At 59.8% G+C, this 13,081-nt stretch carries 8 protein-coding genes and 1 tRNA gene; 4 read left to right on the top strand and 5 right to left on the bottom strand.

The genetic code is table 11. The features are described from left to right. Positions 1–43: 43 nt before the first annotated feature. Together CI601_RS00950 and CI601_RS08405 are read right to left on the bottom strand one after the other, a co-directional pair. Entirely contained in the window at positions 44–2,128 is a 2,085-nt protein-coding gene (locus CI601_RS00950; protein WP_121914045.1) for a beta-galactosidase, read from the bottom strand. 33 nt (positions 2,129–2,161) lie between these two features. Continuing rightward, positions 2,162–2,338, bottom strand: a complete 177-nt coding sequence (locus CI601_RS08405; RefSeq protein WP_183129697.1) for a hypothetical protein — start codon at positions 2,336–2,338, stop codon at positions 2,162–2,164. A gap of 202 nt (positions 2,339–2,540) precedes the next feature. Here CI601_RS08405 and CI601_RS00945 point away from each other — a divergent pair, with 202 nt between their 5' ends. After that, positions 2,541–3,197, top strand: coding sequence for a TetR/AcrR family transcriptional regulator (locus tag CI601_RS00945; protein ID WP_259465269.1), 657 nt, complete (start codon positions 2,541–2,543; stop codon positions 3,195–3,197). 78 nt (positions 3,198–3,275) lie between these two features. Here CI601_RS00945 and CI601_RS00940 read toward each other — a convergent pair whose 3' ends face one another. Next, positions 3,276–3,929: a sugar O-acetyltransferase gene (locus tag CI601_RS00940; RefSeq protein ID WP_121913977.1), complete on the bottom strand. Its 654-nt coding sequence runs from the start codon at positions 3,927–3,929 to the stop codon at positions 3,276–3,278. An 84-nt stretch (positions 3,930–4,013) separates the two neighbouring features. Beyond that, entirely contained in the window at positions 4,014–9,467 is a 5,454-nt protein-coding gene (locus tag CI601_RS00935) for an acyl-CoA dehydratase activase-related protein (RefSeq protein WP_121913976.1), read from the bottom strand. A 508-nt stretch (positions 9,468–9,975) separates the two neighbouring features. Between CI601_RS00935 and xseA the strand changes: the two genes are divergently transcribed. Next, positions 9,976–11,250: an exodeoxyribonuclease VII large subunit gene (gene xseA, locus CI601_RS00930; RefSeq protein ID WP_121914044.1), complete on the top strand. Its 1,275-nt coding sequence runs from the start codon at positions 9,976–9,978 to the stop codon at positions 11,248–11,250. Between the two features lie 83 nt (positions 11,251–11,333). Continuing rightward, positions 11,334–11,669 (top strand): exodeoxyribonuclease VII small subunit, encoded by a 336-nt coding sequence (locus CI601_RS00925; protein ID WP_121913975.1) that lies wholly within the window; start codon positions 11,334–11,336, stop codon positions 11,667–11,669. Positions 11,670–11,677: 8 nt separating this feature from the next. Here CI601_RS00925 and CI601_RS00920 read toward each other — a convergent pair whose 3' ends face one another. Further along, positions 11,678–12,703, bottom strand: coding sequence for an endonuclease/exonuclease/phosphatase family protein (locus CI601_RS00920; protein ID WP_121913974.1), 1,026 nt, complete (start codon positions 12,701–12,703; stop codon positions 11,678–11,680). A gap of 166 nt (positions 12,704–12,869) precedes the next feature. Between CI601_RS00920 and CI601_RS00915 the strand changes: the two genes are divergently transcribed. After that, positions 12,870–12,945, top strand: a tRNA-Arg gene (locus tag CI601_RS00915). Positions 12,946–13,081 lie beyond the last annotated feature (136 nt).

Here is a 13,081-nt window from a genome sequence, read left to right as displayed (position 1 = left end):
CTCATAAACTGATAGCTTTGCAGTCAGTCAGACTGAAGACGGTTTACCGAACAATGATCGCCAGGTCCCAGGGGTCGATGGTCATGGACTGGCCCTGATCCACATGCGCCTGAGGATCAGCCTGCCCGTCTGCCACCAGCAGATGCCCACCATAGGGTGCGTCCAGCTTGACCTTCTTCGATGAATAATTGAGCAGGTAGGCGACCTGCTCCCCCAAGGCGTTGGTGCCCTCACGCACGGTGACCAGGCCGGCCAGATCCCGGGCAGGACCGCTCAGGCCAGCCACATCCGCCGCATCCGACAGCAGCAGCCGCATACCCTGGGCCGACGGTAGAGTGCCAATCCACTCCGCGCTGCCGCGACCGTAATCATGACGGGTCACAGCCGCATACCGCCCCCAGACCGGGTGGTCATAGGATGCCAGAATCTGAGTGTCGGGACGCGGATTCAGCAGCTCAATCAACCCCTGGCAGGCCGGCCCGGCCTGGTCGGTCCCATGCAAATCCAGGGTAAGACCCTTGCCGGGACGTGTGAACTGGTTGTAGTCGATGCCGAACACGTCGGTCAGCAGATGCGGTGCCTTGTCATGCCAGACTTTGAGATTCTCGTCCGCCACAAAGGAGCGCAGCGTGGTCACCAAGTGACCTCCCTGATGGACGTAATCGGCCAAGACCCTCAGCGTATCCTCATTGGTGCCGTACAAGGCTGGAACCACGACCATGGCATAGTGGCCCAGCTGGGACTGGTCAGCCTTGTCGCTGATGAAATCGCACTCGATGTTGAGCTCGAAGAGGGCATCGTAGACCCGTCTGACCACATCGTTGTAGGAGATCTGCCCCTGCTGACGGGGGAAACCGGTCTCCAGGGAGAACCAGTCCAAGGCGGTCAGGGAGTCGTTGCCGACCATGACGGCGACCTTGTTGCGCTTTTGAAGGTTGATCAGGCGCTCCCCCACACCCTTCTCCGCTATTTGCCTGCCGAACCGCCCGGCCTCCTCATAGGTGGGGTTGGGTTCCATGTCCTGTGAAAGCAGACCCTTCCAGTAGGTCTCGAAGGAGTTGTGGATGGAATGCCAGTGCCAGTACATGACCCCGTCAGCGCCCGAGGCCAGATGGCTGTATGCCTGAAGCCGCAGCTGGCCCGGGTAGGGCAGCCAGCCATTCTGCCCCTGGGCTTCGGTTTCCAGGACCAGGTAGTTGGCGCCGCCCTTCAGACTGCGGGTCATGTCCCCGCCGAATGCGATCTCCTTGCCGGTCAGGTCATCCTCCGTGGGATGGTAGATGTCCACACCGGCCACATCCAGACATTCGGCCGCCTCGAAATGATCGACGGCTGGCTGGATGCCGTATGACCAGCCCGGGCCCCAGTCGAAATCGAAGTTGTGGGTGACGAATTGGTCCTCGCGGGCATATTCGCGCACAATGCCAGCCTGCCAGGCCAGGTAACGACTGACCTGGCTTCGGCGGAAGCGGTCGAATGCCGAGCCCAATGACGCATTGATGGTCCCGGTCAGGTCGGGAAAGTCCTCCCAGGAGTCAATTCTGTTGGACCAGTAGTCCAGGCCAAAGGCAGCATTGAGACGATCCAGTTCATCATCAAATCGCCGTCGCAGATCCTTGACGAAGAGCCGCTGCATGTCGGGCGATACACAGTCGTAGTACTTGGTTTCGTTGTCTACCTGGTAGCCGATCACCTGGGGGTTATCGGACACATGGCTTATCAGTTTGCGTATGACGCGCTCGCCATAGTACCGGTAGGAGGGGTTGACAATGTCCATGATCTGGCGAGCGCCATACCGATTGTGGCCCTTGGGGGTGTCCGCCAGAACATCCGGATGCATGGCAGCCAACCAGGAGGGGACGGCATAGGTGGGCGTACCCACGATGACCTGGATGCCGAAGCGTCCAGCGGCATCCAGCACCCGGTCCACATGGCTGAAATCGAATACGCCAGGTTGGGGCTCCAGAGTGCTCCAGGTAGATTCAGCGATACGAATGGTGGTAATGCCAGCGGACTTCATCATGGACATATCCTTGTCCACCCGCTCATAGGGCATATATTCGTCGTAGTAGGCGCACCCGAAGATGAGCCTGTCCGGAAGGCGCGTGCTGCCCGCATTGTCTGACATGATGAACTCCAATCTTGATTTATAGGACTCAATTCAAAGAACGATGATGCTGAAAGATCGCGGCTCCAGCTTTGACTGGAAGCCTTGGCTTTTTTCGCTAGTCCATTCCAGATCGGTTGACGGCTCCGAGGAGACCTTATGCACCTGCAGCAGTTCCCAATCGTCCAATGCCAAGGTTGTTGAGTCGCTCATGGTGTCGATATCTTTCAACTAGTCTTCTCTGACACTCCAATGGCGGAAAAGCCATATCTACTAATCATTAGATAATGATATACCTAACAGGTATTCAATGGTTCTGTCAAGTCATCGACTCTATGCAGGTCCGCGGGTGCCACGACTTCTTTTCTCTCCCCAGACGAGCCGGAACCCTTGTGCTGTTACCAATACGCCCCCATGTACCATAAGTATCAACATGTCCAAGAGCAGTGAAAAGGAGCCGCAAGACCAGACAATGACGAGCCGTACCAGGAAATCACCGGAGGTGAGAAAGGCGGAAATCACGCAGGCCGCCGCCCACCTCATCAGTCAGCATGGGTACAACGGCATATCGCTCAAAGACGTCGCTGACATGGTAGGGATGTCGCAACCGGGCGTCCTCCATTATGTGGGCAGCAAGGAAGGCCTGCTCTCACTCCTGGTCACAGACATCTACGATGCCTATGGCACCCCTGAGGAATTCCTGCAGACAGGCCTTCCAGGATCCGACCCCGAACATCCGCATCTCCCGGCCTATTTTGACTATTTGGTCGCCCACAACGCCAGCCAGCCCGAACTCACACAGCTCTATACAGTCCTGGAAACTGAAGCTGTAGCGACCGACCATCCCCTGCATGATTATTTCATCCGCAGGCCGGCAGAGGTCTGGGAGCGCTATTCTGAATTCCCATGGCTGCTTCCCAAAGGCATGGAGTGGGCAACAGACATGCGGGTCAGGGTGAGGATGAGTCTGGAAGTCATGGACGGCATACAGATACGGCTGCTGCGTGAGCCGAAAATCGACTACATCCAGGAATGGGACCGGTTCAAGGCGCTGATCTTCCCCTCACCACTCTGGGATGGATATCGCTGATCAGCGCAGGCATTGCGGTGGCCAAACGACGGCTGCCGGACACCAGCCGACAGGGAGGGCCAAAGAGTCAGCAATCAGTCAGCCAGCTTGATCCATCTTGAAGGGTCGGGCATCATAGGGCGCCTGATACCGACGATCCCTCCAGAAGTATTCATAATCGTGGTCATTGATGGGACGGACGACCTTACAAGGGTGGCCATAGGCGACCACGTTGGCGGGGATGTCCTTGGTGACCAGGGACCCCGCCCCGATGACCGTGTTGTCTCCGATGGTCACTCCCGGCATGACGATGGCGCCTGCCCCTATCCACACATTCCTACCTATGCTGACCGGGACCGAGAACTGGGGCGTTCCATATACGCGTATGTCGGGGCGAATGGTGTGCCCAGTGGTGACGATAGTGACGTTGGGTCCGAACATAGTATGGTCGCCTATATCAATGCGTCCATCGTCTACCAGAACCAGGTTGAAGTTGGCATAGCATTCGCTCCCCCAGTAGGTATTACAGGCCCAATTGGCCCGCACTGGTCCCTCAACCCAACTGCCTTGGCCGAAGGAGCCGAACATCTGTTTGCAGAGGTCCTGCTTTTGCTCCACCTGGCTGGGGCGGCAGGCGTTGAACTCGAAGACCAGATCCTGCTGGGCATCCTGGACCTGCTTCATTTCAGGCGTATCGGCAATGTAGATCTGGTCGGTATCCAGCAGAGCCTTGATCTCTTCGCGGGTGGTCATGGGAAACCCCTCTTTCCTTGATCTTCGTGGTTCAGCAACTCCGAGGCCGGCGGGGTTAGCCCCAAAACACCGACCTCGGTCTGACTACAGGCTCTCCAGAACCTTCTCCTCTTTCTGGACGGATGCTGCCTGCCCCGCATCCAGGCCGGTCGACCCGGATGCCTGGGATTCAACGGCAACCTTGTGGCCTTGGGTGGCATTTTGCGGATCGCCCGGCTTCTTGGCGGCGGCGATCATCAGCTTGATCCTGTTGAGCTGGTTGGCCTCCGAGGCACCGGGATCGTAGTCAATGGAGACGATGTTAGCCTCAGGATAAGTCCTGCGGATCTTGCCGAACATGCCACGTCCGGTCACATGGTTGGGCAGGCAGGCAAAGGGCTGCGCACAGACGATGTTGGGGGCACCAGACTGGATCAGCTCGATGATCTCGCCGGTCAGGAGCCAGCCCTCTCCGGCCTGAACGCCCAGGGAGGTGACCGAGGCGGCCTTCTCCCTCAGGTCGGTGATGTGAGCGGGAATGTCGAACTTTCCATGGGAGGCCTTGAAGCCGGCGATCATGGGCGCTCGATAAGCGTCAGCCGCCTTGAGGACGATCTTCTTGACACCGACCTGGCCACCGGTGCCCAGCATCTCCTCGTTCCACTCAGCGTTGGAGATGCCATTGACCATGAAGTCGCAGACACCGGGAAGCACGGCCTCGCAGCCCTGGCTCTCGATCAGGTCGACCACGTGGTTGTTGGCATCGGGATGGTACTTCACCAGGATCTCGCCTACTACGCCCACCCGAGGCTTACGAGGGATATTACGCAGCGGCAGTTGATCAAAGGCCCGAATCATCCGCTTCATCAACGTGCCATAGGGCAGATAACCGTGACCATAGACCTTCTTGGCGGTCTTGGAGTACCCGTGGTGCTCAATGGTCTCCTTGCAGATCGTGTCCCAGAGCTTGTAGAGCCTATTGGCTGCTCCGGGCTCCTGTTCGTAGGGGCGGACCCTGAGCAGGCACTCAATCATGGCATCGCCCAGGTAGAAGGCCTTGACGGCGCGATGCAGCAGGGCCGGGGTTACCTGAAGGCCGGGATTGGCCTTGAACCCCTGCACGCTCAACGTGATGATCGGGACGTAACCGTAGCCCGCATCAGCAAGAGCCTTGCGCAGGAGGCCATAGTAGTTGGTGGCCCTGCACATGCCGCCGGTCTGGGTGACGATGACCGCGCACTTGTGTGGGTCGAACCGGCCGGAGAGGAAGGCGTTGACCAGCTGCCCCACCACGATGATGGCGGGGAAGCAGGCATCGTTGTTGACGTACTTGACACCGGTGTTGATGTCTTCGGCCGTGGCATGCTTCAGGAGCTCGAAGTGGTAGTCGGCGCTGGAGAAGACCGCCTCCAGGAGGGAGAAGTGCACAGGCGACATCTGCGGCGCGACCACTGTAAATTTGTGCCCCATCTCTTTGGTGAAGCGATGCTCAGTGGCGTACTTGGATAGGGTCGGTTTGGCGGCGGCTCCGCTGGGCTTGACTTCCTGGCCCTGTTCGGCCGGGCGCTCTGCCGACTTGCTTTCGGCTTCCTGATCCTTCTGCCGCGAGGCCATGGTCTCCCGGATGGGCCGGATGCCCATGGGGTGAAGACCTATCAGACCCTGATCGCTCTTGTCGTGCAGAGCCACGAACCTGGCCAGAGCCACAATGTCGGCCTTGCGCTGGGACAGGCTGATCTTCTGCGCGTTGGTGGACCGGAACCCTTCGGATGCCGGCTTGTCAGACGCATTCGCATCCACTGCTTCAACGCTGTCTGCAGGCTCTTGAGAGCCCTGAGAATCAGATAATTCCTCCGCCTGAACCAGGTCAGGCAACGGGCCAGCATCCTTGACCGCAACCTTGGCAGGCGCCTGCTCTTTGACGGGGGCTTCCTCCTGGGCCAAATCCCGTTGATGGCGTTCGTCCATGGCAGCCTTCAGCGAGCGCAGACGAATCTTGGCAGCACCCAGGTTGGAGACCTCGTCGATCTTCAGCTGCGTGTAGACATCGCCCTTGTCGGCCAGGATCTCCTGGACCTGGTCGGTGGTGATGGCATCCACGCCGCATCCGAAGCTGACCAGCTGGACCAGCTGCAGGTCGGGATACTCTGAGACGAACCTAGCCGCGGAATAAAGCCTGGAATGGTAGGCCCACTGGTCAGTCACCCTCAGAGGCATCTTCTGATGGTCATCACCGAAGCCAGGCACGGTCTTGCGGAACTTGGCAGCCGTGGGGTTGTTGGAGGCCAGGGCCCGCTCCCCCGCCGCCGGAATGATGTAGTCGCTCAGCTTGGGCAGGTCATGCACGTCCAGCTCGCAGATGGAGTCCTCGGAGAGCACGGCCATGCCCAGGGAGCAGATGGTCTCGGGAATGCCATGGTTGACCTCGGGATCCACATGGTAGGGGCGCCCTGACAGGACCACGCCCTTGACCCCGTACTCCTGCATGTAGGCCAGGGCACGAAGTCCCTCCTGGCGCACATCCTCCTTGAACCGGGCATCCTCGCGGTAGGCCTCCTGGACGGCCGTACGGGCCTCATCCTCGCTCACCTTGGCCCAGTCGAAGACCTTGACGATCCGCTCGACCATCTTCTCCTTGTTGGACAGGTTGAAGTAGGGTCGCATGAAGCGGACGCCGTTCTCCTTGAGCTCGGCCATGTTGGCCTCGATCACCACCGGGTAGTTGGCCACGATGGGGCAGTTGTAGTGGTTGTCCGTATCGGGAACCAGCTCCTGCTCATAGGTGACGCAGGGGTAGAAGATGGTCTTGATACCCTTGTCGACCAGAGAATGGATGTGCCCGTGAACCAGCTTGGCGGGGTAGCAGATGTTCTCGGAGGCGATGGACTCCATGCCGCTCTCGAAGAGCTCATGGTTGGAACGCCCGGAGATCATGACCCGGAAGCCCAGGGAGGTCAGCAGGGTGAACCAGAAGGGGTAGTCCTCATACATATTGAGTACACGGGGAATGCCGATATCACCCCTGGTGGCCTTGTCCGGGGTCAGACGGCGGTAGGCGAAGGCCCGCTTGTACTTGAAGTCGTAAAGATTGGGCCTGTCGGAACGCTTCCTGTTCTTGTCGCCACCGCGTTCGCAGCGATTCCCGGTCACGTAGCGGCCGCCGTCCTCGAATTCGGTGATGGTCAGCTTGCAGTGGTTCTGGCAGAGCTTGCAGACATCGTGGGTGGTGGTCATGGACAGGTTGTCCAGATCATCCCCGGCCAGGATGGAGCTGACCACATGGCCAGCCTCCACCTTCAGGTCAGGCAGGGTCGTCTTGAACCCCTGGTCGTTCTTGGAGGCAATCTTGTTGACGGCGGCCGGCGACAACTGTGACTTGGTGGGAGTCGGAGTCATATTAGGGGTTGTGGGCGTGCTGCCCACGGACTTCACCCCGTCGGCCATGTGGGAGCTGGCCGCAACGAAATCCTCGACCTCGTCATTCTGCGGGCAGTGCATCCGGGCCGTCAGAGCGGCGCCATAGGCCCCCATGAGCCCGGCAATGTTGGGCCTGGTCACCTTGCGACCGGTCAGGAGCTCAAAGGCCCGCAGGACGGCATCGTTGAGGAAGGTGCCTCCCTGGACCACGACCACGGGCCCCAGGGCGTTGGCGTCACGCAGCTTGATGACCTTGTAGAGGGCGTTCCTGACCACCGAGTAGCAGAGTCCGGCGGCAATGTCCTCCGGGGAGGCACCCTCCTTCTGAGCCTGCTTGACCGAGGAGTTCATGAAGACCGTGCAGCGGGAGCCCAGATCGGTCGGAGCCTCGGAGGCCAGCGCCTGCTTGGTGAACTCCTGGATGCTGATACCCATGGACTGGGCAAAGGTCTGCAGGAAGGATCCGCAGCCGGCCGAACATGCCTCGTTGACACAGATCGAATCGATGACCCCATCGTTGACGGCGATGTACTTCATATCCTGCCCGCCGATGTCGATGACCGAGGTGACTCCGGGGCTGATCTCCTCGGCTGCCCGGTAGTGGGCCATGGTCTCGACCACGCCCTCGTCAACATGCAGGCCGGCCTTGACCAGGCCCTCACCATAACCAGTAGCGCAGGCGCGGGCAATGTAGGCGCCCTCCGGCAGGCACTTCCGGACTTCCTTGACGATGTTGGCGGCGGCGATCAACGGGCTGTCCTTATGCACCCCGTAGGTGGACCAGACGATGGTCTTGTCGTCGTTGATCAGCACGGCCTTGATGGTCGTGCTGCCTGCATCGATGCCCAGGAAATGCGGCCCCTTGGCTCCGGACAGGTCACCGGTGGGGATGACCTGGGCCCCATGCCGGTCGTTGAATTCCTTGCGTTCGTCTTCATTCAGGAAGAGCGGGCGGATCGTTCTGGCCGTGGAGGGCATGTTCTCCAGGCCTTTCAGGGCGGAGAGAACGCCATCCAGCGAAGTCAGGTCAAAGTGCATGTCTTGATCTTGGCGAGCATCCTTGGCGGTTTCGGCCGGAGAAGCCTTTTCCTCACCATCGACCAGTGTGGTGGTGCGGCCGTCCTGCATGGCATCCTGCAGAGCCATCTTGTCCAGGTTCGAAGCCTTCTCGGAGCGTGCCTTGTCGACCTCCGCCTGGTCCAGCCCCCAAGCCGGACCAAAGGGGTCGTTCACATCGGTTTCTGGCGAATAGTCGGTCTTGACCTGCGCTGCGCTGTCCTGGTCATCCTGCTCGTGGCGACCAGCCATGATGGCGGCACCATAAGCCACATAGAGGTGCGCGTTCTCGGGAATGATATAGCGGCTGACCCTGTCCTGGAGAATCCGCTTAAAGGCTTCCCTGAGCTCGCTCATGAAGAAGAGAGGTCCGCCCAAAAAAATCACATTGCCACGGATGGGACGTCCACAGGCCAGACCGGAAATGGTCTGTGTGGCAACGGCGTTGAAGATAGAAGCGGCCAGATCCTCCTTGGCGGCTCCGTCGTTGATCAGTGGCTGGAGGTCGGACTTGGCGAAGACCCCGCAGCGTGAAGCAATAGGATAAATGGTCTTGTACTTGGAGGCCATATCGTTCAGGCCGGAAGCATCGGTGTTGAGCAGGGTGGCCATCTGATCGATGAAGGCTCCGGTCCCGCCTGCGCAGGACCCATTCATCCGCTGCTCCGGCGTGGGCTTCAGATAGGTGATCTTGGCATCCTCGCCGCCCAGTTCGATGATCACATCCCCCTCGGGGTAGGTGGCGTTGATGGCCTCGGTCTCGGCGATGACCTCCTGGGCGAACTCCGCCTGAAGCTGACTAGCCAGTTCCAGCCCGCCCGAGCCGGTGATCACCAGGCTGATGGGGTTGCCGGCCAGACCAACCCGTGACAGGGAAAGCTTGATGTCGGTGACCAGTTCCGCCACGCACTGGCGCACATTGGCGTGGTGGCGGCGATAGTCGCTGAAAAGCGCCTGATCCAGCCTGTCACCTGTGCCAAGAACCACGGCCTTGACTGTGGTGGATCCGATATCCAATCCCACACGCAGGAGATCCCGCGGTCCTGTGCCCTTATATCGACCCGTTATGTCGACGCCATCAGACATGAAACAACCTCAATCCGTGAGACCGCCGCTTGATGGGTTCGAAAAGCAGACACCACATCATATCCGGCTTACTCTATTTATGCTACCGCCAGAGCGTGAATAACTTTTGCGATGTCAAGGAATCAAGACTGTCACCTTCGACACATCTACCAGCAAAACTGTCTCTGCTGCAGGTAAGCCGCGGACCAGGGCAGGTACATTAGGGCGTTGGTTTCAACCCTTGTCCTCCACACTTTCGCCTCAATTCGAGCCGGCTCGTACATGGAAGAAAAGCCGCTGTGCCCTTGGCGTAATCGGCTCAGGATCAATCGACAGAGGGCTTTCAGGGAGCTTGAAGAGTATACAGAATTGTCCCCGTATTGAGAGACCCTGAAAGAACGTTTCCTTCGCTGACCAACCCGAATGCCATCCTGTACAGGCTATGCCAGGTGAGTTGGTCAGGCTGGCGGAACCGATGGTCAGGAGGCATCAGGTGCGAGCATACATGGGTTCGAACATGCGCGGGTCGATGGGGGCGCCGACCGGCCCAGCACCTTCAGGACTGTCTCCCAAACCATTGGATCAGCTGCCCCGCCTGGCACGAGATACCACCGAGGAAGACCCCTGGCCGGTCAGCGTGCTCAGCCAAAAGTACCACGACGCCGTGGCCCGCTGGCCCGGAGCCTGGGTGGAGGGTCAGATCGTGGAGATCAACACCCGCCGTACAGGTTCGGCATATCTGACCCTGCGTGACAACTTCGAGGACATCTCCATCAACGTCATGGGCTTCCGGGCCTTCGCCACCCAAGCCAGGGAATTCCGCCAGGGCGACCGCGTGGTGGTGCACGGGCGGCCCGACCTGTGGATCAAACAGACCCGTCTGAGCTTTATGGCCGACCGGATCAAGCGCGTCGGTACCGGCGACTTGAAGGAGCAGATCGACCAGCTCAGGCGCAAGCTCAAAGGCGAAGGCCTCTTCGATGCAGAAAACAAGGTTCCCCTGCCCGAGTTTCCCCGGCGTATCGGCCTGATCTGCGCACCCAAGGCCAGAGCCGAGGGGGACGTGATCACCAATGCTCGCCTGCGCTGGCCTACCATCGAATTCTCCGTGGTGCATGCCCACGTCCAGGGACCTCAGTGCCCGCCCGAGGTGGTCGAGGCCATCCGGAAGCTGGATGCCGATCCGGCTGTGGAAGTGATCATCGTTGCCAGGGGCGGCGGCAGCTTCGAGGATCTGCTGGGCTTCTCGGACGAGTCCGTAGTCCGGGCCACGGCGGCCTGCGTCACTCCCATCGTCTCGGCCATTGGCCACGAGGATGACTGGACCCTGATTGACCTGGCGGCGGATCTGCGCGCCTCCACTCCTACCGACGCAGCCAAGCGGGTGGTGCCCGACCTGGTCGAGCAGGAGGGGATCATTCAGGAGGCCCGGATGCGCATAAACGCGCGCATCGAGAATATGGTCGAAGGCGAGACACGGCTGATTGAGGGATACGCCAACCGCCCCAGCCTGACCAAGCCGCAGACCATGCTGGACAAGCCCCAGCGACTGGTCGACGACTCCCTAGTTCGCCTGGACATCGCCCTTCGGCGGATCGTGGACGATGCCTCCCTTACCGTGGAGAAGCTCCAGTCCTCGCTGACCGCACTCTCTCCCCAGTCAACGCTGGACCGCGGATACGCAGTCGTGCAGACCTTGGACGGGAAGGTGGTCGTCAGCCCACAGCAGGTTCAGGCCGATCAGGATCTGACCCTGACCGTCAAAGAGGGCCGGATCGAGACCAGGGTCGTCAGCGGGCAGTGACCGATCCCACGTGGTCAGCCACATATAATCATCCACGTCATCAGGATTTTTGATTAACACACCGTATAAGAAGAGGAGCAGGCATGAGCGACACCGACGAGGAGCAGACCCAGCAGAAGGAGAAGGAGCAGGGCAAGGAAGAGCCGGTACTGGCCTCGGCCCTGAGCCAGAAGGAACGCGAGACCATCGCCAAACTGCCCTATGAGCAGGCTCGGGATCAGCTGATCCAGGCAGTTCAGGCTCTGGAGGCCGGCGGCCTGGACCTGGATGCCTCCATGCGACAGTGGGAGATCGGCGAGGCCTTGGCCAAGCGTGCCCAGGAGCTGCTGGGCCAGGTGCGGGCCAAGCTCGATGCCGCCCAGCAGGAGCAGGCCAGCGCCGGCGCACAGGCTGGCACCCAGTCCAACTTGGATGCCTGAAGAGCCCCCTATTCCACCATCACCGTGGCAAGCAGAGCTGCATGATCCGAACCATCGATGGGTATGGTCTGCAGCCGATTGGCCCTGATGCCGCGGTCCACCACCACATGATCGATGGCCACCAACCTGGGCAAGGGGGCCCTATTGGCCGGCCAGGTCATGCTCATACCATGCCCAGCCTGACGTGCCCCATCACTGAACCGCTCCCCCAGCATGTCTCGGAAAACTGCATGATCGTAGGTGGCGTTAAAGTCCCCCAAGAGCACGTATCGCGTGTGCTCGTGCTTCCGCAGCTTTCCCAGGTCGGACACGCTGCGTCGCCAGGCATTCCAACTGCCCGGTTGCGGCGAGGTGGTATGGACCGAGACGAATCTGACACTGGTTTTGCCCCTGTCGAAGTCAATGCTGGCCGCCGGCATCATGGAGGAGCGAGAACCCACGTCGTCCTTTGATGGAGACTGCATTGGCGCGGCCGTCCAAAGACCGTTGGCGTATTCCTTAGAAGATGTGGAAAGCTGCTCGTGGGGCAGATAGCGGTCGATGCCGGCCTTGTGCAGACGGTCCACAAAATCCTTGCTGACCTCCTGCAAAGCCAGCACCTCGACCCGGTTGTCGCTGACCGTCTTGACTACCTGATCAGCATCAGCCTGACCCTTGTAGACGTTCAGGGTCATGACCCGGGCCACATTGTCATACCGGTCAGGATGCTCAAGGGACATGAGCTGATCCGCTTGCCCATTGAGCTCGGATCCCTGCTGGTAGAAAGGGTACTGCCAGTAGACATTCAGGGCCAAGGCAGCGATAAGCACCAAAGCCGTAAACCATCGCGAAGCCATCAGAGCCAGGACCAGGGCCAGCAGGCACAAGAAGATCAACCAGGGTGTCAGAGCAGCCAGATCAGGCAGGTAGGGTATCGCGGACAGCCATGCCGGGCAGGCACGCGCCGCTAGGGCCAACAAGCTGACCAACGTCAGCAGTCTGGCCGTCCACCCAAAGACATGCTTCACCAGGAAGGACTGTCTGAATTTCGCCATGGTCTCCTCCCAAAGGATACACAGTCAGCTTGACCGTTGAGCAATTGTAAACCATGACCGTATGGCAGGCAGGGATAGGAAGCTAACTTCTGCAAGAAGCGCATGGCGCTAGCCCGCACACCGGCGACCTGCCCGAGTCGCACTTCGTGGTACAGTAGTTTCCGTTGCCCCGGTAGCTCAGGGGATAGAGCACTTCTCTCCTAAAGAAGGTGTCGTGCGTTCGAATCGCATCCGGGGCACCACAGAGGTCCGGCATAAGGAAGTACCTGGCTCTGCTCTCTGCAATCATTTTCCGGCCCAATGACTTCTGTATCCTGACGCGTCGCCTCAAGCATCGCCCGTCCTGGACGAGGTGTCGGTACTGTTAGTCAGACTTAT

The organism is Bifidobacterium sp. wkB344 (assembly GCF_003688305.1).
Classification (GTDB): Bacteria; Actinomycetota; Actinomycetes; order Actinomycetales; family Bifidobacteriaceae; genus Bombiscardovia; species Bombiscardovia mizhiensis.
The sequence above is the reverse complement of the archived record's forward strand: the minus strand, read 5'-3'. Positions and strand labels throughout refer to the sequence as shown.